The sequence below is a fragment of the Anaeromicropila herbilytica genome (genome assembly GCF_016591975.1).
Classification (GTDB): domain Bacteria; phylum Bacillota; class Clostridia; order Lachnospirales; family Lachnospiraceae; genus Anaeromicropila; species Anaeromicropila herbilytica.
This window is the reverse complement of record NZ_AP024169.1, coordinates 3,254,024-3,276,883: the sequence shown is the minus strand read 5'-3', so window position 1 is coordinate 3,276,883 and position 22,860 is coordinate 3,254,024. Positions and strand designations below refer to the sequence as shown.

Below are 22,860 nucleotides of genomic sequence, written 5' to 3'. Positions count from 1 at the left end.
GCATGTAGATGGGAGAAAATATGTTATATAACTTGCAATTTTTTGCGAAAGAAGGCCCTGGTGGTGAAAAAACTGAAGACGCGACAGGCAAAAAATTAAAAGATGCAAGGTCAGAAGGTCAGGTAGCAAAAAGCCAAGAACTTGTTATGGCAACTTCTTTATTTGGGCTTTTTTATACATTAAAGCTTTATGTTGGAACAATCGGAAATAAGTTTATAGATACATTTCGTGTAACTTATAATAAAATTACAGAGTATGCAACGAGTGATTTTAATACGATAGTAGTTCATGGATTATTAGTTAATGTTACTAAGCTGATCATTTTAATTCTAATTCCTATATTTGCAGCTGCGTTTGTAGTTGCATTTTTATCAAATGTTATGCAGTTTAAATGGCAAGTTACAACGAAACCTTTAAAGCCAAAATTTAATAAACTAAATCCAATCAAAGGTTTTAGTAAAATTTTATCGAAAGATAAAATAATGGAGCTATTTAAATCAGTTTTAAAAATAGGAGTAATATCTTATATAGCATATGATACACTTAAAAAGGAATGGGGAATGATAACTCAGTTTTATGAATTATCATTGTATCAAGCAATTGCTTATATCGGTAATACAGCAATTGAACTAGGGATTAAGATTAGTTCTATCTATTTAATCATTGGATTTGCAGATCTTTTTTATCAGAAAAGAAAATTTAAGACAGATATGAAGATGACGAAGCAAGAGATAAAGGATGAATATAAGAATTCAGAGGGAGATCCTCACATCAAAGGTCAGATTAAACAGAAGATGAGAGAAGTGTCAAGGAGAAGAATGATGCAAGACCTTCCACAAGCTGACGTCGTTATTACCAATCCTACTCATCTGGCTGTTGCTTTAAAATATGATAAGGATTCGTCAGAAGCACCGATTGTAATAGCAAAAGGAGCGGATTTTATAGCTGAAAAAATTAAAGAAGTGGCAAGAGATAACAAGATAGAAATTGTTGAAAATAAACCTCTTGCCAGAATGTTATACTATAATGTTGATATTGGAGCTGAGATTCCAGCGGAACTTTACCAAATGGTAGCAGAAGTATTAGCATATGTATATGGTTTGAAAAATAATTTAAGTTAGGGGGTAGGAGTATTTGAAAAAGACTGATTTAGCGTTAGGTATATATCTTATGGCCGCTATCATTTTCTTGATTGTACCAATGCCTTCTTTTTTATTGGACATTTTGTTAGCGCTAAATATTGCACTTGCAATGGTTATATTATTTAATGCGTTGTTCTCTTTAGAAGTACTCAATATGTCTAGTTTCCCTACAATATTGCTATTTACGACAATTTTTCGTATATCGCTAAATGTTTCATCAACAAAATTAATCTTAACTTCTGGGGAGCCAGGAAATGTTGTTGAAACTTTTGGTAACTTTGTTGGTGGTGGAGATTTAATTATTGGTATTATCGTATTTATGATATTGGTTATTGTTCAATTTATGGTAATTAATAAGGGTTCTGAAAGGGTTTCAGAAGTAACAGCAAGATTTACACTTGATGCAATGCCAGGTAAACAGATGGCTATTGATGCCGATCTTAATACTGGTGCCATTACAGATGCGGAAGCAAGAGAGAGAAGAGAAAAGATTCAAGCGGAATCCAATTTCTTTGGAGCCATGGATGGTGCTACAAAGTACGTTAAAGGGGATGCCATGGCGGGCCTTATTATTGTATTTGTTAACTTCGTTGGTGGTATGGCGATGGGAGTACTTCGCATGGGCATGACGCCTGCAGATGCATTGAATCGTTTTACAATTCTATCGATTGGTGATGGTTTAGTTAGCCAAATTCCTTCCTTACTTATATCACTTGCTACAGGTATATTAGTAACAAAAGCATCAAAAGAATCAGATATTGGTGATGTATTAGTACAACAATTGTTTTCAATTCCTAAAGTTTTATATATGGTAGGTGGAAGCTTAATCTTCTTAGCAATTACTACACCACTTGATAAGATAGTATTTATTTCATACGGTCTGGCATTTATATTAACTGCAAGAATGATTGCTAATAAGCTTGATGTGAAAAGTATTGAGAGTGAAGTTAACGAAGACGAAGTATCTGCTGATGAGATAAGAAAGCCAGAGAATGTTTCGACTCTTTTACAAGTTGACCCAATCGAACTTGAATTTGGTTATGGTATTATTCCTCTAGCGGATGTAAATCAAGGTGGAGATTTACTAGATCGTGTTGTAATGATACGAAGACAGGTAGCACTCGAATTAGGTTGTGTTGTACCTATGATCCGTTTAAGAGATAACATTCAGTTAAATCCAAATCAGTATGTTATTAAAATAAAAGGTATCGTAGTTAGTGAAGGAGAAGTATTATTTGATCACTATATGGCGATGAATCCAGGATATGTAGAAGAAGAGGTTACAGGTATTCCTACCTTTGAACCTTCCTTCCACTTACCAGCATTATGGATTACTGAAAGTCAAAGAGAAAGAGCAGAATCTTTTGGTTATACAGTTGTTGATCCACCTTCTATTATTGCAACACATTTAACAGAAGTAATTCGCAGTCACATTGCTGAACTTCTTACAAGACAGGATGTACAGAATCTTATCAACAATATTCAAGAAGCAAATCAAACACTTGTTACAGAACTTGTTCCGAAATTACTTAATGTTGGTGAAATACAAAAAGTATTACAAAATTTATTAAGCGAAGGAATCTCAATAAGGGACTTAATTACAATTTTTGAAACTTTAGCCGACTATGCTGCAAATACTAGAGATACAGATGTACTTACAGAATATACTAGACAGAGCCTTAAGCGAGCTATTTCAAATAAATATTTTCCACCGAATGAAACGAATAGTGTTGTTACTCTAGATCCTAAAATAGAACAAGAGATTATGAATTCTGTAAAACAGACAGAACAGGGCGCATATTTAACAATTGATCCAGATACAACACAAAAGATCATTAAATCAGTGGAAGAGGAAGTTGGAAAACTAGAGAATCTAGGTAGAAATCCAATTATTATTACATCACCAATTGTTCGTATGTATTTTAAAAAATTAGTTGGTGAATATTTTAAAGAGTTAATTGTTATATCTTATAATGAAATAGACTCTAATGTAGAATTACAATCAGTTGGGATGGTGACTGTATAGTGATTATTAAAAAATTTCAGGCAACTACTGAGAAGGATGCTATAATGTTAGCCAAAGATGATTTGGGTAAGGATGCAATTGTTATGAATATCAAAACAATTGCTCCTAAAGGCTTAGCGCGACTATTTAAAAAACCTTCAGTAGAGATAACAGCGGCAGTAGATGATTCTTTGCCAATTAAAAATAATACTTCATTTGCAAGTGTAAACAGTTATTCATCGATACAAATGAATAGTATGCCTAAAACAAATGATTTATTTTCAGAAAAGAATTTAAAAGATAATACTATTTTCGAAAAAGAAAAAAAACAATTTAATTATGGATTTCAAAATGGTGAAAGTTATTTTAATGATAAAGAAACTGCCATTGAAGAAAAACTTAATAATCTGCAAGAGTTATTGGAACAGCAGATGAAAGAAAAAGAAATTACTCAGCAAGAGAATGCAAAAAAAGAAGAAGTTAGAAATGAATATTTAGAACTTGTTTTTAAACAATTAGTTCAGAATGAAGTAGATGAGGAATATGCTAATCAAATTATAAATGAAGTTGAGGGTTCAGTTTCAAATGCTCTATCGGTAGATCAGGTACTATCAAGTGTTTACCAAAAATTAGTGTTAAAACTTGGACAAGCAAATGAAATTGCATTAGAAGGTAAAAAGCCTAACTTTGTGTTCTTTATTGGTCCTACTGGGGTTGGTAAAACAACTACAATTGCAAAAATAGCGTCTACTTTAAAAATGAATGAAAATGCAAAGGTTGCGCTTCTTACATCAGATACGTATCGTATAGCAGCAGTTGAACAATTAAGAATCTACGCAAATATCTTATCCGTGCCAATTAAAGTAATCTATACTGCTGATGAAATGCTTGAAGCAAAGGAAGAATTTGCAGATTATGATGTAATATTAGTTGACACTGCTGGAAGGTCACACAAGAATGTGGAACAGAGAAATGACTTATTGACTTTACTAGATACAGTCGAAGAAGAGAACAAAGAAATATATTTAGTATTAAGTGCTACTACAAAATATAAAGATTTATTAAAGATTATGGCATCTTATTCTGAAGTAAATGATTTTAATCTTATATTTACAAAACTTGATGAAACTAGTTGTATCGGAAATATTTTGAATATAAAGATGGCAACAAATGCATCATTATCCTATGCTACTTGGGGACAAAATGTGCCAGATGATATTGGAAAAATAGACGCACAAAACATTGCAAAGCAGTTATTAGGAGGTAATGACTGATGGATCAAGCAGAGCAACTTAGAAGATTAGTAAAAAGTCAGAGCCAACCAAAACCAACTGCAAGAGTTATTACCGTCACAAGCGGCAAGGGTGGGGTTGGTAAGTCAAACATGTCAGTCAATCTAGGTATTCAACTTTCAAAAGCAGGAAAAAGAGTCATTATTCTTGATGCAGACTTTGGTTTGGCAAATGTCGAAGTAATGCTAGGGATAAGACCTCAATATAATTTAGCGGATTTATTATATAAAAATAAAAGTATTAAAGAAATAATTACAACAGGACCATTTGGTTTAGGCTTTATATCCGGTGGTTCTGGTGTAAAAGAACTTAGTAATCTTGATAGAAATCAGATTATACAATTAACAGAAAAAATGAGTGAATTAGATGATATTGCAGATATTATTATTGTAGATACTGGCGCTGGAATATCAGATAGTGTATTAGAATTTATAACAGCAAGTAGCGAAGTTCTCCTTGTAACAACTCCAGAACCTACATCTATAACGGATGCTTACGCATTATTGAAGACATTAGATAAAAGAGAAGAATTCATTCAGAGTGAAACTATTATTAAAGTGATTGCAAATAGAGTACTTTCAGAAAAAGAGGGAATAGAATTATATCAAAAATTAAGTGTGGTAGTAAATCGTTTTCTAAATTTGAACATTGAATTTTTAGGACCAGTTCTCTATGATATGAATGTTACGAAAGCTGTAATGAAGCAAGCACCAGTTTCACTACTTTTTCCAAATACATCTGCAGCTAAAGGTATGTGTAATATTGCAAATCAATTGTTAGATAAGGGAGAAATTAAAGTGAATCACAAAAGAGGAATTAGTGAGCTGTTTTCAAAACTAATGTCAACAAAGTTGAATAGATAGTTGAGGTGATAGAATGGCAAGTGAATTGATTGCAGTAGGCGACAAAATTGATTTGATTGATATTAGTAGGAAAGAAACATCAGAAGATTACAAGAGTAAAATTCTTGATATTGTTGATGATAAACATATAAAAATATCTATGCCAATGAAAGGTGGCCGTGTAATACCTTTAGAAGTAGGAAAAAAATTTCGCTTATGGATATATTCTAAGAATGTATTATACACTACCATTGGATTAATAGAGGAAAGATATCGAAAAGAGAATCTATTTGTACTAGAGATAACATTAGAAACGAAATTAGAAAAATTACAAAGAAGAGAATACTATAGACTACCTTGTGTGATTGAATTGGACTTAAAACTGTTAGAGGAAGAAGAGGAAGAGTACATTAATCAATTAGAGAAGGATGAATTTACCTCTATGGAAGCTCGCATAGAATGTCAAGACAAGTTAGCTGCATATGGAACAAATTGGACAAAAGGAAATATCATTGATTTAAGTGGTGGTGGAGCTAGAATAAACTCAGATATCGAATTTAAGAAAGATGATATACTCAAAATAAAATATTGCATAAATGTTAATTTTGAGCCTGAGTATGTTGAGAGTAAGGCAAAGGTAATTGAAGGATTTCGAGTAGAAAATATGCCGTATAAATATGAAACTAGAATAGAATTCATAGACTTAAAAAAAGACTCAAGAGATGCTATTGTAAGGTATATTTTTGATGAAGAGCGAAAAAAAATTCAAAAAGAAAAAGGAATGAGTTAAATGAAAAAAAATATTTTAGTAATTGATGACTCTGCACTTATGAGAAGGCTCTTATCTGATATAATTAATTCAGACGATAGATTTGTAGTTGAAGATGTAGCCACGAATGGTTTAGAAGCATTGAATTTCCTTGTAAAAGATTATGGTAAATATGATGCTGTAATAATGGATATTAATATGCCAAAGATGAATGGTCACGAATTACTAGAGCAATTACAAAAACATCGCATTAAAGCTAAAGTAATCGTTGTAAGTACAGTTGCGAAAGAAGGTGCAATAGAAACAATCAGAGCTTTGGAGCTTGGTGCATTTGATTTTGTTACAAAACCATGTAGCTTTATTGATGCTAAAAGCGAATCATTTAGTGAGAAGATACTTCTTAGCCTTACAGTAGCAACAAATACTGTAAATAAAGCTCTTATAACGAAGAATACTAGTATAGTAAATATTAACACAAATACAACAAAAGAGAATCTAATTACTAGGAACGAAATAACATTGAAAAAGAAATTTGTAAAAAGTGTAGCAAATGCTAGCACGAAAAAAATTGTAGCCTTAGCATGCTCAACGGGTGGGCCAAAAGCCTTACAAAGTGTAGTTCCATATCTGCCAGCAAATCTTGATGCTCCAGTATTAATCGTTCAACATATGCCAGAGGGATTTACAAATTCTCTGGCTACGAGGCTAAATGAGATAAGTAAGATTAATGTTAAGGAAGCTGAGCATGGGGAAATTATAAAAAAAGGTTGGGTATACATTGCAAAAGGTGGATATCAAATGAGGGTGAAAAAGCTATCAAGTAGCGAATATCAACTCTTAGTAACATTGGAAGCACCAAGAAATGGTTTAAAACCATGTGCTGATATTATGTATGAGTCACTGTTAGATACCGATTATGATGAAATAACGTGTGTTATTTTAACAGGAATGGGTGGTGACGGCACAAAAGGAATCAAGCAACTAGAAGAAAAAAAGAACATATATGTAATAGCTCAAGATGAACCAACCTGTACGGTATATGGAATGCCAAAGGTAGTAAAGGAAGCGGGATTGGTAGATGAGGTACAACCTCTAACGAAAGTACAAGAAGCTATTACAAAAAACGTGGGGGTGCGATAACATGGATGTAAGTCAATATTTGGAGATATTTATCGACGAGACTAAAGAACATTTACAAAGTTTAAATGAGCAATTATTAGTTTTAGAAAGAGAACCTGATAATACGGAAACAATTAATGAAATCTTTCGTGCTGCACATTCGCTAAAAGGAATGGCAGGAACCATGGGATATAAAAGAATGCAACGTCTTACACATGATATGGAAAATGTATTCTCAGAGATTCGTAATGGTAAAATGTCAGTTACTGCTAATTTGGTAGATGTATTATTTAAAGGATTAGATGCTCTTGAATCTTATCTTAGTAATATTCTTGAATCAGCAGACGAAGGTACTAATGACAACGAAGATATCATTAATAGTTTAAATAATATTCTTAATGTTGGACTTGGTAAAGTGGCTGATAATAAAGAACAACAAGAAGCCAAGCAAGTAGTTGCTACGGAAACTTCAAAGAGTCAAGAGGAACTAACTAAATTTAAATCATTAAAGATTGCGGAACATGAAAAGCATGCAATTCAAAAAGCAAAAAGTATTGGTGAACATGCTTATGGTATTACTGTTTATATAATGGAATCTTGTATTCTTAAAGCAGCTAGATCATTTTTGGTTTTTAAAGCACTAGAAGAACTTGGTGATGTTATTAAATCTTTTCCAGAGGTTCAAGATATCGAAGATGAAAAATTTGATTATGACTTTAGCGTTATTTTATTAACAGAAGAAAAAATGCAAAAGGTAAAAGAAGTAATCGAAAATGTATCAGAAGTTAAAGAAGTTTATATAGACGAAATTGAAGTTTCGGATGAAATGAAAAGTGAAGAAGAATCCGTTGCTAATGAAGGAAAACAAAGTACTTCAAAGCAAGCTGCTACAGCTACTCAAAGTAAAGAATCTGCTGATAAACAACAAAAACAAGCAAATAAACAAACTAGTAAACCTGTTGTTAATCGTTCTGTAAGAGTAGATATTGAAAAGCTAGATGTTCTAATGAATCTTGTAAGTGAGCTAATCATTGCAAAGAATGGGCTAGTATCTATTTCTTCAACTGAGAACAATAGCAGAGCAGATAGTGGATTTAATGAACAAATTGAATACTTAGAAAGAGTAACAACGAACTTACATGAATCTGTTATGAAAGTTCGAATGGTTCCAATTGAAAGTGTTGTAAATAGATTCCCTAGAATGATTCGTGATTTAACGAAGAAATTAAATAAAAAAATGGAATTATATATGACAGGTGAAGAAACAGAGTTAGATAGAACTGTTATCGATGAAATTGGAGATCCATTAATGCATTTATTAAGAAATGCAGCGGATCATGGTCTTGAAAGTAATGAAGAAAGAATTAAAGCTGGCAAACCAGAAGTTGGATCTATCTTCTTAGATGCATACCAAGATGGTAATAATGTTGTTATTGAAGTGCGTGATGATGGTGCTGGTATTAATGTTGAAAAAGTTAGAAATAAAGCAATTTCAAAGGGTACAATAACACAAGAGCAAGCAGAAACAATGACTGATAAAGATGTAATTGATTTATTATTCAAACCAAGTTTCTCAACTGCTGAAGTTATTTCAGATGTATCTGGTAGAGGTGTAGGTCTTGATGTAGTTAAAACAAAAATCGAAGCATTAGGTGGAGATATTGAATGTAAGACTACTTTAGGTGAAGGAAGTAACTTCATCATTCGTTTACCATTGACTCTAGCAATTATACAAGCCTTAATGGTTGAATTAGGTAATGAAAAATATGCAATTCCTTTAGGAAGTATTCAAACAATAGAGGATGTTAGCTATTCAGAAATAAAATATGTTCAAACAAGAGAAGTAATCAATTTAAGAGGTAGCGTAATTCCACTAATTCGATTAGATCAAGTTCTCGATGTAGAAGAAAGAGAGATAAAGCCAGAAAGCCTTACTGTTGTTATCGTTAAAAAAGGTGAAAAAATGGCTGGTCTAGTAGTAGATAACCTAATCGGACAGCAAGAAATCGTTATTAAATCACTTGGTAAGTACATTAACAATAATAAAATTATTGGTGGTGCTACAATTCTTGGTGATGGTGAAGTTGCATTAATTCTTGATGTAAATACTTTAGTGTAAGGGGGGATTATTCATGGAAGAAAATAGTACTTTAGTGGAATCTAAACAATATATTGTTGTAAAAATCGGAAATGAACAATATGGTATTGATATTCAATACGTTGATAATATCGTTAGAATGCAAAGAGTGACGAGAGTCCCAAAAGCGCAATCTTATTTTAAAGGAGTAATTAATCTTCGTGGAGAAATCATTCCTGTAATGAGTATACGTCTTAAATTTGGTTTAGATGCAGATGAAATAACGAATGCAACTAGAATTATCATAATCAAATTAGAGCCACAATCTGCAATAGGAATATTAGTTGATGAAGTAAAAGAAGTGGTAACACTTGAAGATACAAGTGTAGAAAAAGTTACTTATAATTCAAAAGATGAAAAAAATGCATATCTAAGTGGTATTGGTAAGCATGGAGATGGTTTAATTTCACTTCTTAATATAGCAGGTGTAATTATTGAGAAGGAAATCGTGTAGAAAGGTGTGATATCGATGTCTAGTATTAATTTAGACCAGCTGGATAACATGCATTTCGATGTATTAAGAGAGATTGGCAACATAGGAGCGGGCAATGCTACAACAGCATTGTCCCAACTCATAAATACGAAGATTGACATGAATGTCCCGAAGGTGGAATTATTAGAATTTAAAGATATATCAGAAATAGTTGGTGGAGCAGAAAGTTTAGTAGTAGGAATATTATTAACATTAGAAGGAGATATTGATGGAATGATGATGTTTATGTTAGAACAGTCATCTGCACATCACCTTGTTAATGTTTTACTAGGAAAAGAATTAGATAATTTTGAAGATTTCACAGAAATGGATTTATCAGCACTGAATGAGATTGGGAACATCATCGCAGGCGCTTATTTATCTTCACTATCTTCTTTAACAAATCTTCGAATAACAGCATCAATTCCTTATATGTCAATTGATATGGCGGGTGCAATCCTTAGTGTACCAGCAATTGAGTTTGGCAAAATAGGAGATAAAGCATTGTTAATACAATCACAGTTTGGTGAAGATGAAACCGAGGTGAATGGATACTTCATTTTAATTCCAAGTTTGGAATCGTATAATAAGATTCTTTCATCCATAGGAATGTAGGGTGTGTATATAGATGAGTGAAATGATAAAAGTGGGTATGGCAGACCTTAACGTATGTGAATGTCCAAATGCTCTAACTACTTTAGGTTTAGGTTCATGTGTAGGAATTGCATTATATGATCCAACTACTAAGGTAAGTGGAATGGTTCATGTTATGCTGCCAGACAGCACAAAGATAAAAAAGAATGAGAATATCGCAAAATTTGCTGACACAGGAATCGATGCATTAATAAATAAAATGGTAGCCTTGGGTGCAAAACGTAATAGGCTAGTATCTAAGATTGCTGGGGGAGCTCAAATGTTCGCATTTAGTTCCAATAATGATATGCTTAGAATTGGTGAACGTAATATTGAAGCTAGCAAATTAAAGTTAAAAGAGTTAGGAATACGAATTTTAGCAGAAGATACTGGACTTAATTATGGTAGAACAATAGAGTTCTATTCTGAAACAGGACAACTTTTAATAAAATCCGTTGGTAAAGAAGTGAAAATAATTTAATGATGAGGTTGATAAGGTGCAGACTAGATATATTCCAGCCCTTGTAATGTTGGTTGCGGGTGCAGTTGTAGGCATAATGAGTATAATTAATAAATTTGATTTCTTATATTCGTTAGAGTTATTATTAGTAGTATTAATCCTATTTTATATTGCCGGAGTTATCGTTAAGAAAATAATTATAAAGACATTTGAACCCAAAAATAATGATGACGATAATGATTTCCAATTTGAAGCTGAGGATGATCAAACAAATGAAGATGAATCAGAACAAAATCAATAACAGGAAGACTATAAAATAATTCAGACAATGAAAGATAATTTTATTGTTTCTTGGAGGCAATTATGAATGAAGAGAGTAGAAATAAATTGTGGGAAGAATACCAAGTTTCAAGGAATTCTAAGATTAGGGAAAAAATTATAGTAGAGTATGCAAATCTTGTAAAGATTGTAGCAGGAAGACTTAGTATGTATTTAGGATATAACGTAGAATATGATGATTTGGTTGGCTATGGTATCTTCGGTCTTATAGATGCAATTGATAAGTTTGATTATCAAAAAGGGGTAAAATTTGAGACTTATGCCAGCTTAAGAATTAGAGGTGCAATCTTAGATCAAATACGTAAAATGGACTGGATACCTAGAACTTTACGTTTGAAACAAAAAAAGATTGATACAGCAAATCATAAGCTAGAACTAGAATTAGGAAGAGGTGCTTCTTCTGAAGAGCTAGCTGCAGAATTAGAAATATCCTTAGAAGATTTAGAAACATGGCAAAATCAAACAAAAGTGTCTAATTTAGTTTCTTTAGATGAATTTTTAGAACAAGGTAGCGAAGTCCGCATGGAAGCACGTTCGAATTCACATTTTGAGCAACCTGAAAGGGTTATGGAGAAACAAGAACTAAAAGAAATATTAAAGAATACGTTGGATTCTTTAACTGAGAAGGAAAAGAAAGTTATCATATGTTACTATTATGAAGAACTAACATTAAAAGAGATTAGCTTATTGTTAGAAGTATCGGAATCAAGAATATCCCAGCTTCATACTAAAGCATTACAGAAGATGAAACAAAAACTAGGAAATAATATGGAGATTTTATTTAGTGTATAGCACTATTAGGGGGAACTAGCATGGCTTATAAACATGGATATTTTAAGCTTATTTTAAAAGATGATGGAACATATTTAATAATATATCCAGCACAAAATGGTGGTAGAAATGTTACGATAGAAGAAATTAATAGCTACTTAGGAAAAGTGAAAAATTTAGATTATGACATTGTTGCTATTAATAAAGAACTACATGTAATATCAAATATTGTAGAAGTTAAATTGTGTAATAATGTTATTGAACATGTGAATGAACAAGTAGTTATAAAGATATCAGAGGATGCAACAAAAGCAATCGGAAGATTTTATCCACCATCGAATAATGGTAAGCTTTTAAGTAAAGATGATATAATTAGTGAGCTAGTTCATGCTGGTGTTAAATACGGTATTAATGAAGAGAATATAGGTAAGTTTTTATTAAATCGTCAATATTGTTGTAACATTCCTATGGCAAATGCAAAAGAAGTGGTTGAAGGGAAAAATGCAAATATTGAGTATTTTTTTAAAACTGATTTAACGCAAAAACCAAAAATGAATGAAGATGGAACAGTAGATTTCCATCAGTTAGATGTGATATCTCATGTAAATGCGGGAGATATCTTAGCAAAGTTGACGCCAGCAGATTATGGTGAAGCTGGTATGGATATATTAGGTAGGGCAATTAAGCAAAAAAAGGTAATACAAAAGGTTTTAAAACATGGTAAAAATATTCACTTATCAGAAGATAAATTAGTTATGTATTCTGAGGTATCTGGACATGCATCAGTGCAAGATGATAAAGTATTTGTATCAAATACTTTTGAAGTGGCAGCTGACGTAGATACATCAACTGGTGATATTGAATATGATGGTAATGTAACAGTAAAAGGCAACGTAATCAGTGGATATTCAATTAAAGCAAAAGGGGATATCGTGGTTGATGGTGTTGTAGAAGGTGCTACATTAATCGCAGGCGGACATATTATTCTAAAACGTGGTATTCAAGGTATGAATCGAGGAAGTCTAACTGCGGAGGGAAATATAGTTACAAAATTTATTGAAAATTCAACCGTACAAGCAGGAGGATATCTCACAACTGAAGCAATTATGCTAAGTAAAGTATATGCGAAAGGTGATATTACAGTTGGAGGAAAAAGAGGTTTTGTTGTAGGTGGTGAAATAAAATCTAGTACAATGATTTCTGTTAAAACTGCCGGTTCTGTTATGGGTACAGTAACCAAGTTAGAAGTTGGTGCTGATCCTAGTCATATGGAAGAACTACATAATCTTGAAAAGCAATTGGTTGAATTAATGACTGAAAAAGAAAAAATGGTACAGATTTTATCTTTATTTAAGAAGAAGAAAGATATGGGTGAAAAAATTAGCCCTGATAAAATAGAATATATACAAGCTTCATCGAAAACAAATGAGTATCTGAATGAAAAAATAAATGAAGTGAAAACCAGATATCAATTACTAAAAAGTACGTTAACAAGTAGTGGTAATGGAAGAATTAAAATTGAAGGTACTGTTTTTCCGGGTGTTAAAATTGAAATATCAAGTAATATATACTATATTAGAAATGAATTGACGTATTGTCAGTTTGTTAGAGAAGGCGCGGAAATTAAAGTTCTTGCGTTATCATAGATAATTTCGTTATCATAGATAATTGCATTATCATAGAATATTGCATTATCTTAGAATATTGCATAGGAAGATAGTTAGTAATATGAAAACTTATTAATTTTATAATAAATAATGTAAGGGAGGACTTCTATGCCAATAACACAGTTAGATATGATATCTATGGCACCAAGATCGCAAGAAGCATCACAATATAAACATATCGAAACAACGAAGCTTGCAGCGGAACAAAACCAAATAAGTACTCAATTTAATCAGGAAATTAAGCATAATAGTCAACAGACAACAAAAACAAATAAGACAGAAAATAATGAATACCGCTATGATGCTAAAGAAAAAGGAAATAGTACATACTATAACCAAAATGATAACAAAAAGAAGAAGAAATCTGAAACTAAAAAAGAAGAAGATAAACAGATTAAATTAAGTAATTTTGATATTAAAATATAGAAAAATGTTAATTATATAGTGTGAAAGGCATAGGTATAAAAATGCAACCATTTATAGTTTTTTTGGTGGTTATAGGTTTGATTTTAATCTTTGTTAGTTATTTTGCAAGTGAAAAACTCACGTCTGGTCAAGGAAATACCTTAGATTCTGATTTCTTGAATATGAGCAACATGACTGATGAGGGTAGGCAGTTTATGATGCATAGTTTAGAAAAAAAAATATCAGAAAATGCTGATGAGATTGTAGTAAAAGTAGACGATGAACTTAGTCAGATATCCAATGAAAAAATAATTGCAGTAAGTGAATATTCAGATCAAGTATTAGAAAAGATTAATCAGAATCATGAAGAAGTAGTCTTCATGTATCACATGCTAGCTGAAAAAGAAAATGAATTAAAAGCTATTATGAAAGAATATAATGACCTTAAGAGCAATATGAAACATGAAATACCTGATTCTAAGGTTAATGAGAATATAGTCACAAAAAGTATGGATAATACTTCTAATAATAATCGTGATACAAATAATATAGTTCATTCTAGTACGGTAAAAGAAAGTACAGTTTCTACAGAAACAATTGAAACTGGACGAGTGTTAGAAAATGGGATAAATCAAGCAAAAAACAATCGTAAGAGAAAAAGAAATGCAAAATCTTCTAAATTGCATTCTGTAAACCAAGCAAATTTACATGGAAACGAAGAAGTAGACGCTTTGTTATCCATTCAAAACGAACAGAATAACAATGGAAAGATTCTTGATTTATACAAATCAGGAATGACGGTTGTTGATATAGCGAAACAGCTAGATTTGGGGCAAGGCGAAGTTAAGCTTGTAATTGATTTATTTAAAGGTATGAAAGGTTAAGGCACAGGTAAAGATATGAAATTAAAGTACTTTATGAGAGGCTTAGGAGCGGGAATTATATTTACAACGTTTATACTGACTATATTTTTTAATACATCTGGTGCTAGAAAAATGTCAAAAGAAGAAATTGTTAAAGAGGCAAGAAACATAGGTATGGAGTATCAAGATAATAATGACGTCGATTTAAGCGCTTTAGATACGGATACTGATAATAAAACGGTTAATAATTCAAAAGAAAAACAAGCATCCAATCAAGGGAATACAGCAAATTCTGCGAATACAAATACAAAAAGTGAAGATAATACCAATAGTGTTAATAAAACAACTACTGATTCAAAAAAAGCAAGTGCAAATAGTACTAGTAAACAAACGAATACAGATATAGCAAGTAATCAAAAAGATAGCAATAATGATATAACATCAAATAAGAATAATAGTAAAACATCTGAAAAGAAAACAAAAACAGATAGCAATTCAATTATTATTGTAATAAAACCAGGAATGTATTCGAGTTCAGTGGCAGAACTTCTAGTTAAAAAGGGAATTATTGATAATGAAAAATCGTTTCTTGATTTTCTAGAAGCTAGGGATTGGCAGCAGGATATACGGACTGGTGAATATCAGATTCCTAAGCAAACAACATTAAAAGAGATAGCACAGATGATAACAAATCATTAATCTGTTATTACATTGTATATTCTGGAACATTATGAAGACAATAGCTGAATAATAACGAATATTAATAAAAAATTAGAATTTGCTTGCTAATGAAAAAGAAATATGATACAATCTATACGTTAAATTGCACGCATGTTGATTTCTAAAAGGGTGCTATTTTATAAAAAAATATTATGTAAAATAGTCTTTTATTAATATGACACATGCGGAAGTAGACAACCAAATGGAGGTATATTATGAGCGTTATTTCAATGAAACAATTACTTGAAGCTGGTGTACATTTTGGTCACCAAACAAGAAGATGGAACCCTAAGATGGCTGAGTACATCTACACAGAAAGAAATGGTATCTACATCATCGACTTACAAAAATCAGTTGGTAAAGTAGACGAAGCTTACTATGCAATTAAAGATGTAGTTGCTAACGGTGGTAAAGTCCTTTTTGTTGGTACTAAAAAACAAGCTCAAGATTCTGTAAAATCAGAAGCTGAACGTTGTGGAATGTATTTTGTAAATGAAAGATGGTTAGGTGGTATGCTAACTAACTTCAAAACAATCCAAGGTAGAATTGCTCGTCTTAAAGCAATCGAAACTATGGCAGAAGATGGTACATTTGCTGTTCTTCCTAAAAAAGAAGTAATTGAACTTAAGAAAGAACAAGAAAAATTAGAAAAGAACTTAGGTGGTATCAAAGATATGAAAGATATCCCAGATGCAATCTTCGTTGTTGATCCTAAGAAAGAAAGAATCTGTATTCAAGAAGCACATACTTTAGGTATTCCATTAATCGGTATTGCAGATACTAACTGTGATCCAGAAGAATTAGATTATGTAATTCCTGGTAACGATGATGCTATTAGAGCAGTTAAATTAATCGTTGCAAAAATGGCTGATGCAGTTATTGAAGCAAACCAAGGAACACAAATGAATGATGAAGTTGCAGAAGAAGTAGCAGCTGAATAATTCTTATAAAGTGTTATGATGCTTCAACCTATTTAGGTTGAAGCATTTTCTTAGTAATCATATAAAATAAGTAATTAGAAATTAAAAATATAAATTATCTGGAGGGATTACGATGGCAGTTACAGCATCAATGGTAAAAGAATTAAGAGAAATGACTGGCGCAGGAATGATGGATTGTAAAAAAGCGCTTGCAGCAACAGACGGAGATATGGACAAAGCAGTAGAATTCTTAAGAGAAAAAGGTCTTGCAGCAGCAGCTAAAAAAGCTGGAAGAATTGCAGCAGAAGGTATCGTAGCTACTAATGTTAGCGAAGACTTAAAAGTTGCTTCAATCGTAGAAGTTAACTCAGAAACAGATTTTGTTGCTAAGAATGAAACTTTCAGAAACTTCGTTGCAGCAGTTGCCGCTCAAGCAGCTAAGACTAAAACAGAAGATATTGATACATTCTTAAGTGAAGCATGGTCATTAGATTCATCAAAAACAGTAAAAGAAGAATTAGCTTCTCAAGTAGCTGTAATTGGTGAAAACATGAACATCAGAAGATTCAAAAAAGTAACAACTGAAGCAGGATTCGTTCAATCTTACCTACACGGTGAAGGTAGAATCGGTGTTTTAGTTGAAGTTGAAACTGCTGTTGTTAACGATGCTGTAAAAGAAGCAGCTAGAAACGTTGCAATGCAAATCGCTGCAATCGCACCTAAATATGTAACTAGAGCAGAAGTTGCAGAAGATTATATTGCACATGAAAAAGAAATCTTAAAAGCTCAAGCTACTAATGAAAATCCAGGAAAACCTGAAAATATCATTGAAAAAATGATCGAAGGTCGTTTAAATAAAGAATTAAAAGAAGTTTGTCTTGTAGATCAAACTTACGTTAAAGATGGTGATTTAACAGTTCAAAAATATCTTGATGGTGTTGCTAAAGAAAACAATACTACAATCACTATTAAGAGCTTTGTACGTTTTGAAACTGGCGAAGGTATCGAAAAGAAAGAAGAAAACTTTGCCGAAGAAGTTGCAAAACAAATGGGACTATAATCACAAAGTAGCAGCAACTTCTTCGTGGAAGCTTGCAAAACAAATGGGATTATAATACCCTGAATATATTAGCAGAAAACCCTTGAAAACAAATGTTTTCAAGGGTTTTTATGCGTTTTAAGTAGAATATATATTACACTCCTCTTTATACATAGTGTGGCTCTTTGTAAAGTGTTGGAGTGGGAGGTGCATTGTATCTGAATTGACATGTAGTACATATTTCATATAGGAAAATATGATTGTATGTGATACTTTTTATATATTGAAAGAAGAGGAGAATATATGAAGTATGATACTAAAATGATGTGTAAATCAGCTAATGAATTACATAACCATTTTATAATGAAAGATACGTTAGGTTTGGCAGCGGATAAATACGATAGCTGCGAAGAAAGCATCCTTGATTATTACGGACTTATTGAAAATAATATACAAGCGAATAAGGATGGTAGGGTTGTAACTTTTGGAGTTGAAGGAGAGTATGGTGGAAATCAAGGAGGACCAGCAAAACGGGCTAAGGATGATGATACATTAATAGATATTGTCAAAAAATATTTTCCCAATATGTCAAAAGATGAAATTGAAGATTATCTTGAAAAGCTTAATAGTGAAGGTTGTGGCTATGTAGCAATGGTAAATACTTTATTTAAAAATTATGAAGGGCGAGAAGAAGAATTTGAAAAGAAATTTGGATTTCCAATGTGCACGGTAGATAAAGGTGGTGAAAAACATCTGAATTTTGAGTATTTAATAACTGATTATTATGCCGCAACGGATAATCATAATCAAAAAAGTTTTTTATTCTTTTATTGGGATCATATGGATAACGATGAGGATCAATCTAATACAAAAGGTGATGGGACCACAATGGATTCGAGGGAATATAGGTGGGAAATGTATATGAAAGATCATGGAATTGATGTGGATGTTCAAAGTGATGTACAAATAACACTGGAAAATTACAGCGAATATTCTAAAAAAGTAGATATCATAATTGCTATAAGGCCTATAACTTTGGAAAATGAATTAGGAGATATTGTTCGTAATGATGCTGGTGGCCATGCTATGACTGTTACTGGAATTACAGATGATTTAAGATTTATAGTATCATCATGGGGGAGGAAGTATTATGTTAACCCAGAGTATTTTAAGAATTTAGAGGATGGATATAACAATTTTCAAGTAGTTAAATATAAATAGTGTAAAGTAAGGAATATTATATGACAAATATATATTAAAAATGAAATCTACTCTGGAAATAAATAGTATATTAATATATGATAGAAGGTAAGAAGGAAGCAGAAGAATTCATTTAACATTTTAAAATTTCTATCGCGTATTACACTATATTTGAAAGGGGATATGTTAGATTTCAGTGTTTGTAGAATTAATGAATCAAACATGAATCTATCGAACAGGATATGAAAAATCAAATAATAAAAGCAGACACACCTTATACTTTAGATGAAGTACGATATCAAAAAGAACGTTTAGATGTTTTAAACAATCATTTTCTTAAAATGATAGAGAAAAAGGAACTAGTATCAGGTAGTTATTGTATTTCCAGAGATAATAAAATATTTGCTGATGTTGCTATGGGAAAGTTATCCTTCAAAGAGGAGGATGAAAGAGCATTTGAACCAAATTCTATTTTTCAAATAGCATCTGTAACAAAGTTATTTACTGCAGTAGCAATACTTAAATTATTTGAAGATGGTAAATTAAGATTGGATCAAAGTGTTGGAGATTTTATAGAAGAAATGAATACTCCACCATATAATAAGATTCATGTTGCTCATCTGTTAACGCATACATCGGGACTTGTAGAAGATCAAGGTGCTCATGAAGATAAGTACTATGTGCCATGGTGGAGTTTAATCGATGAGGACGAGCCAATTAAATGGATAGAAGCTGTGCTCAAGAAAGGAATGCCAAATGAGATAGGGAGAGAATGGGCTTACTCATCTGTGGGATACCTACTTTTGGGGGAAGTGATTGCGAGAGTTAGTGGCGAATCTAGTAGTGATTATATTCAGAAGTATATTATTGATCCATGTGAGATGACGGATACTTGTTTTGGTAGAAGGTATGAATTGATTGACCGTTATAATAGTCCAACTGAACGTGTAAGAAAAGATATAGAAAGACTTAGGTCGGAAAAGATTTGTGAACAGAATAAGTGGGATATAATACCTAAGACTGGTGGTGGTATTTTCTCTACTAGTAGAGACTTGGTAAAGTTCGGGACAATGTTATTAAATGATGGTATGTATAACGGTAAAAGAATTATCGGTCGAAAAGCGCTTGAAACAATGCGTAAAGTACATACACATCCTGAGGTGAAAAGTTATTGTTGGGGCGATACAGGTGTTCCTCATCCATATGGGTTAGGGCCAGAAATTATGCAAGAGGGATGTCTATCCCAATTAGTAACGCCAGGAACAATTTATCATGAAGGATTTGGAACTTGTTGTCTCATGGTGGATTATGAAGAAAAGGTAGTTGCAGCGTGGGCATCTCAGTTTTATGAAGGTGATTGGTATGCGCATGCATTAAGAAATGTAGCCAATATTATATGGTCGGGGATAGAATAAGTGTGATAATTATAGAAATATAGATAGGAAAGTTTTAGAAGGAAGGCGTCTTTTATTTTGACACCTTCCTTTTCTTATAAGGAGTATATATTAGTTTTACTTATCCTTTCACATCCAATCCTAATCTAATCAGAAAGATATTTATAAGTTATACTAGGTCTACCACCTGTTTTGTAATCCACCTCGCTAATAACTTCATTCATCTCAATCAGGTAATTCATGTAACGACGAATAGTAACCTTGGAGACCCCCGAAAGAGAGGATAATTCTTCACTTGTTAAATAGCAATCTTTATTTAAGGCAAGCTGATTTCTTAAAAGATTTAATGTCTTGTCTTGTAATCCTTTTTCAAGAGGTGTTGTATGGCTTAGCGTTGCTAGTTGAACCGAGGAACTTATTAAATCATCAATCATTTCTTGCTTAAAAGATTTTCCACATTTTAAAATCTTATTTTTAAGAAGGAATTTATCCATTGCTTGTTTAAAACGCTCATATTTAAAAGGCTTGATTAAATAATCAACAATTCCAAGTTTTAAGGCTATATCAAGACTATTCGTATCGTTAGCAGCAGTAACCATAATAATATCAGTAGGGTGATTCATTTCTCTAACTTTTTTTAGAAGATCCAATCCAGAAATATTGGGCATATAGACATCTAGTATGATTAAGTCAACAGGCTTTTTTTCAATATAAGCTAGTGCATCTTTTCCGTTATGAAACGATCCGATAACCTTGGTTCCAGGCGTATTTAATACATATTGTTGGTTAATGGATGCGACCATTAAGTCATCTTCCACTATAATAACTTTTATCATTGGAATTCCTCCATATAAGTTCTTGGTTTTCTGTTAAAAATTATGGTAAATGAAGTACCGATATGAGGTTCTGACTCAATTTCGATAATACCATCACATCGCTCTACGATATTTTTAATTAGTTTTAATCCAATTCCATGACCTTTTTCTTTTGTGGTAAAATTAGTAGTATAAATTAATTCAATTTGTTCTTTGCTCATTCCAATTCCAGTATCATCAACTACGATGGTAATACCTTCTTCATTGCTTTGCAGAAAGAGGTTGATCTCTTTTACATCTTCGCAATCTTTTACAGCATCCATTGCATTTTCTATTAAGTTACCGATGATAGTTACTAGATCATTGGTTGATAAGTAGGGGGTGTTTGCATCTAGAAAGCTTTCTTTTTGAATCTTCATATGAATATTTAATTCATTGGCACGACTTATTTTACCAAGAATTAGTGCAGCAATAGTTGTGTTCTTAATCTTTTGTATAATTTTATAGTACCCATCCTCCACTTTAGCGGACTCATTTGATATGTAGTCCATAGCCATCTTTGTTTCCCCAATTTGTAATAAACCAAGGATTACATGTAGTTTGTTAATGTGTTCGTGCGTATTGGCACGTAATGCTGACATGATATGATTCACGCCTGTCAATTCTTCTGCTAATTGAGTTACCTCAGTTTTGTCCCGAAACAGTGTTACAACACCAAATAACTGATTATTTTCTATAATAGGTATTTTATTCATGATAATAGAAATATCATTCATATTAAGCATAAGGTTATATTCAGCTTTTTTACTTGAAAGTACAGGAAGTAGATGCCGATTGATAAAATTTGTTATAATTTGTTCCTCCTCCTGGTAAGAGTGGTTTACTAACATTTTCTTCGCTGGTTTGTTAACAAATATACATTTTCCTGTTTGATCAATCGCAATAATACCTTCTTCCAAGGATTCTAATACCTCTTCTTTTTGCAAATACAGCTTAATAAATTTATCGGGTTCATGTCCCAATAAGGTATTCTTGATATTTTGGGATACAAGATAAGAGAACAAGATACCGCCTAAAAGTGAAACAATGAATAAAATGAAGCAATTTAATATAATATGTTGGTGAAGATTATTTATGGTAGAAAGATATGCGCTTACCATTACGAATCCAAGTACATTGCCATCCTTGTCTCTTACAGAAGAAAAGGCACGTCTTTGATAATGTGCGCTACCTTTTCCATCAGTTACATATGGAAGAGAACCAGCTAATATTTTTTGATCATCATTCCCAGAAAATTCTTTTCCTATCTTTTCTTTATCTGGATGATAGATACGCTTTTCTTCTTTATTTACCACAACAATTAGGTCGATATCGATATTTTCAGAATGTAATTCGTCAAGATATTTATTTAAGCTTTTGCTATCTTTATTTTCTTCCAGTGCATTCACTATTCTGGTATCTTTTGATAATATATTTGATAAGCTTAATATCTTATCTTTGATATTATGATCCAGTGTTTGTAATTCGTTCGTTATCATATAAGTACTTACAATTAACAAGATAAATATTATCAAGCTAATATGGGTAATGAGTATTTTGTTCATAATCGATAAGGGGTGCTTTATCTTATAGGTTAATAGTTCCTTAATATAATGTTCTTTTTTCATGTAGTAATCCTTTCTGGAAATGAAAGCAGTAGAAACATCAAGTTTATTGATGTGATAACTCATAATTCTATCAAATAGTTCAAATCGGCGGTATAGCGCTCTTTTCTTTACCATTATATTAGAAAAGAAACCTAAAGTAAATTTTCTTTACTTTCTAAAGTCTTTCCTTAGTTAGTAAATATTTTATTT

The 22,860-nt window shown here is 32.0% G+C and carries 22 protein-coding genes; 20 read left to right on the top strand and 2 right to left on the bottom strand.

From position 1 onward, the window contains the following. Window positions 1-20: 20 nt before the first annotated feature. From flhB to bsdtb5_RS14085, 20 genes are all read left to right on the top strand, one after another. Window positions 21-1,121: a flagellar biosynthesis protein FlhB gene (flhB, locus tag bsdtb5_RS14180; protein ID WP_271712631.1), complete on the top strand. Its 1,101-nt coding sequence runs from the start codon at window positions 21-23 to the stop codon at window positions 1,119-1,121. Between the two features lie 49 nt (window positions 1,122-1,170). Next, window positions 1,171-3,168 carry a flagellar biosynthesis protein FlhA gene (gene flhA / locus bsdtb5_RS14175; RefSeq protein WP_408628628.1) on the top strand — a complete coding sequence of 666 codons (1,998 nt, stop codon included), beginning with the start codon at window positions 1,171-1,173 and terminating at the stop codon, window positions 3,166-3,168. Beyond that, window positions 3,168-4,421: a flagellar biosynthesis protein FlhF gene (gene flhF / locus bsdtb5_RS14170; protein WP_271712629.1), complete on the top strand. Its 1,254-nt coding sequence runs from the start codon at window positions 3,168-3,170 to the stop codon at window positions 4,419-4,421. Before flhA ends, flhF begins: the two co-directional genes overlap by 1 nt. Beyond that, window positions 4,421-5,302 carry a MinD/ParA family protein gene (locus bsdtb5_RS14165; RefSeq protein ID WP_271712628.1) on the top strand — a complete coding sequence of 294 codons (882 nt, stop codon included), beginning with the start codon at window positions 4,421-4,423 and terminating at the stop codon, window positions 5,300-5,302. Before flhF ends, bsdtb5_RS14165 begins: the two co-directional genes overlap by 1 nt. 13 nt (window positions 5,303-5,315) lie before the next feature. Continuing rightward, window positions 5,316-6,071, top strand: coding sequence for a flagellar brake protein (locus bsdtb5_RS14160; protein WP_271712627.1), 756 nt, complete (start codon window positions 5,316-5,318; stop codon window positions 6,069-6,071). Next, complete coding sequence (gene cheB, locus bsdtb5_RS14155; RefSeq protein WP_271712626.1) at window positions 6,072-7,190, top strand: chemotaxis-specific protein-glutamate methyltransferase CheB; 1,119 nt, start codon at window positions 6,072-6,074, stop codon at window positions 7,188-7,190. It begins immediately after the preceding gene. A gap of 1 nt (window position 7,191) precedes the next feature. Further along, on the top strand, window positions 7,192-9,288 hold the full coding sequence (locus bsdtb5_RS14150; protein ID WP_271712625.1) for a chemotaxis protein CheA: 2,097 nt from the start codon (window positions 7,192-7,194) through the stop codon (window positions 9,286-9,288). A 13-nt stretch (window positions 9,289-9,301) separates the two neighbouring features. Further along, the gene (locus bsdtb5_RS14145) at window positions 9,302-9,760 is read left to right on the top strand and encodes a chemotaxis protein CheW (protein ID WP_271712624.1); all 459 of its coding nucleotides are present in this window, start codon (window positions 9,302-9,304) and stop codon (window positions 9,758-9,760) included. Between the two features lie 15 nt (window positions 9,761-9,775). Next, window positions 9,776-10,393: a chemotaxis protein CheC gene (locus bsdtb5_RS14140; RefSeq protein WP_271712623.1), complete on the top strand. Its 618-nt coding sequence runs from the start codon at window positions 9,776-9,778 to the stop codon at window positions 10,391-10,393. Window positions 10,394-10,406: 13 nt separating this feature from the next. Beyond that, window positions 10,407-10,892 carry a chemotaxis protein CheD gene (locus bsdtb5_RS14135; RefSeq protein WP_271712622.1) on the top strand — a complete coding sequence of 162 codons (486 nt, stop codon included), beginning with the start codon at window positions 10,407-10,409 and terminating at the stop codon, window positions 10,890-10,892. Window positions 10,893-10,908: 16 nt separating this feature from the next. Beyond that, complete coding sequence (locus tag bsdtb5_RS14130; protein WP_271712621.1) at window positions 10,909-11,172, top strand: hypothetical protein; 264 nt, start codon at window positions 10,909-10,911, stop codon at window positions 11,170-11,172. A 62-nt stretch (window positions 11,173-11,234) separates the two neighbouring features. Then, entirely contained in the window at window positions 11,235-12,002 is a 768-nt protein-coding gene (locus bsdtb5_RS14125) for a FliA/WhiG family RNA polymerase sigma factor (RefSeq protein WP_271712620.1), read from the top strand. A 20-nt stretch (window positions 12,003-12,022) separates the two neighbouring features. Continuing rightward, window positions 12,023-13,627, top strand: coding sequence for a DUF342 domain-containing protein (locus bsdtb5_RS14120; protein WP_271712619.1), 1,605 nt, complete (start codon window positions 12,023-12,025; stop codon window positions 13,625-13,627). A gap of 129 nt (window positions 13,628-13,756) precedes the next feature. Continuing rightward, entirely contained in the window at window positions 13,757-14,074 is a 318-nt protein-coding gene (locus bsdtb5_RS14115) for a hypothetical protein (protein WP_271712618.1), read from the top strand. Window positions 14,075-14,151: 77 nt separating this feature from the next. Then, complete coding sequence (locus bsdtb5_RS14110; RefSeq protein ID WP_271712617.1) at window positions 14,152-14,937, top strand: DUF6115 domain-containing protein; 786 nt, start codon at window positions 14,152-14,154, stop codon at window positions 14,935-14,937. A gap of 15 nt (window positions 14,938-14,952) precedes the next feature. Further along, window positions 14,953-15,615 (top strand): hypothetical protein, encoded by a 663-nt coding sequence (locus bsdtb5_RS14105; RefSeq protein ID WP_271712616.1) that lies wholly within the window; start codon window positions 14,953-14,955, stop codon window positions 15,613-15,615. 236 nt (window positions 15,616-15,851) lie between these two features. Next, window positions 15,852-16,577, top strand: coding sequence for a 30S ribosomal protein S2 (gene rpsB, locus bsdtb5_RS14100; RefSeq protein WP_271712615.1), 726 nt, complete (start codon window positions 15,852-15,854; stop codon window positions 16,575-16,577). A gap of 112 nt (window positions 16,578-16,689) precedes the next feature. Continuing rightward, complete coding sequence (gene tsf, locus bsdtb5_RS14095; protein WP_271712614.1) at window positions 16,690-17,616, top strand: translation elongation factor Ts; 927 nt, start codon at window positions 16,690-16,692, stop codon at window positions 17,614-17,616. Between the two features lie 282 nt (window positions 17,617-17,898). Then, on the top strand, window positions 17,899-18,816 hold the full coding sequence (locus bsdtb5_RS14090) for a hypothetical protein (RefSeq protein ID WP_271712613.1): 918 nt from the start codon (window positions 17,899-17,901) through the stop codon (window positions 18,814-18,816). Window positions 18,817-19,037: 221 nt separating this feature from the next. Then, window positions 19,038-20,210, top strand: a complete 1,173-nt coding sequence (locus tag bsdtb5_RS14085; RefSeq protein WP_271712612.1) for a serine hydrolase domain-containing protein — start codon at window positions 19,038-19,040, stop codon at window positions 20,208-20,210. A 125-nt stretch (window positions 20,211-20,335) separates the two neighbouring features. Here bsdtb5_RS14085 and bsdtb5_RS14080 read toward each other — a convergent pair whose 3' ends face one another. Both bsdtb5_RS14080 and bsdtb5_RS14075 read right to left on the bottom strand, forming a co-directional pair. After that, the gene (locus tag bsdtb5_RS14080) at window positions 20,336-21,025 is read right to left on the bottom strand and encodes a response regulator (RefSeq protein ID WP_271712611.1); all 690 of its coding nucleotides are present in this window, start codon (window positions 21,023-21,025) and stop codon (window positions 20,336-20,338) included. Next, window positions 21,022-22,671 carry an ATP-binding protein gene (locus bsdtb5_RS14075; protein ID WP_271712610.1) on the bottom strand — a complete coding sequence of 550 codons (1,650 nt, stop codon included), beginning with the start codon at window positions 22,669-22,671 and terminating at the stop codon, window positions 21,022-21,024. The genes bsdtb5_RS14080 and bsdtb5_RS14075 overlap by 4 nt, the downstream gene beginning before the upstream one ends. Window positions 22,672-22,860: the final 189 nt, after the last annotated feature.

Bases quoted from the DNA above. Each gene is read 5' to 3' on its own strand.
- tsf (WP_271712614.1), top strand. From the start codon at position 16,690: ATGGCAGTTACAGCATCAATGGTAAAAGAATTAAGAGAAATGACTGGC.
- bsdtb5_RS14140 (WP_271712623.1), top strand. From the start codon at position 9,776: ATGTCTAGTATTAATTTAGACCAGCTGGATAACATGCATTTCGATGTA.
- rpsB (WP_271712615.1), top strand. From the start codon at position 15,852: ATGAGCGTTATTTCAATGAAACAATTACTTGAAGCTGGTGTACATTTT.
- bsdtb5_RS14085 (WP_271712612.1), top strand. From the start codon at position 19,038: ATGAAAAATCAAATAATAAAAGCAGACACACCTTATACTTTAGATGAA.
- bsdtb5_RS14080 (WP_271712611.1), bottom strand. From the start codon at position 21,025: ATGATAAAAGTTATTATAGTGGAAGATGACTTAATGGTCGCATCCATT.
- bsdtb5_RS14115 (WP_271712618.1), top strand. From the start codon at position 13,757: ATGCCAATAACACAGTTAGATATGATATCTATGGCACCAAGATCGCAA.
- bsdtb5_RS14150 (WP_271712625.1), top strand. From the start codon at position 7,192: ATGGATGTAAGTCAATATTTGGAGATATTTATCGACGAGACTAAAGAA.
- bsdtb5_RS14165 (WP_271712628.1), top strand. From the start codon at position 4,421: ATGGATCAAGCAGAGCAACTTAGAAGATTAGTAAAAAGTCAGAGCCAA.
- bsdtb5_RS14075 (WP_271712610.1), bottom strand. From the start codon at position 22,671: ATGAAAAAAGAACATTATATTAAGGAACTATTAACCTATAAGATAAAG.
- cheB (WP_271712626.1), top strand. From the start codon at position 6,072: ATGAAAAAAAATATTTTAGTAATTGATGACTCTGCACTTATGAGAAGG.
- bsdtb5_RS14145 (WP_271712624.1), top strand. From the start codon at position 9,302: ATGGAAGAAAATAGTACTTTAGTGGAATCTAAACAATATATTGTTGTA.
- flhB (WP_271712631.1), top strand. From the start codon at position 21: ATGTTATATAACTTGCAATTTTTTGCGAAAGAAGGCCCTGGTGGTGAA.
- bsdtb5_RS14125 (WP_271712620.1), top strand. From the start codon at position 11,235: ATGAATGAAGAGAGTAGAAATAAATTGTGGGAAGAATACCAAGTTTCA.
- bsdtb5_RS14090 (WP_271712613.1), top strand. From the start codon at position 17,899: ATGAAGTATGATACTAAAATGATGTGTAAATCAGCTAATGAATTACAT.
- bsdtb5_RS14135 (WP_271712622.1), top strand. From the start codon at position 10,407: ATGAGTGAAATGATAAAAGTGGGTATGGCAGACCTTAACGTATGTGAA.
- bsdtb5_RS14160 (WP_271712627.1), top strand. From the start codon at position 5,316: ATGGCAAGTGAATTGATTGCAGTAGGCGACAAAATTGATTTGATTGAT.
- bsdtb5_RS14105 (WP_271712616.1), top strand. From the start codon at position 14,953: ATGAAATTAAAGTACTTTATGAGAGGCTTAGGAGCGGGAATTATATTT.
- bsdtb5_RS14120 (WP_271712619.1), top strand. From the start codon at position 12,023: ATGGCTTATAAACATGGATATTTTAAGCTTATTTTAAAAGATGATGGA.
- flhA (WP_408628628.1), top strand. From the start codon at position 1,171: ATGGCCGCTATCATTTTCTTGATTGTACCAATGCCTTCTTTTTTATTG.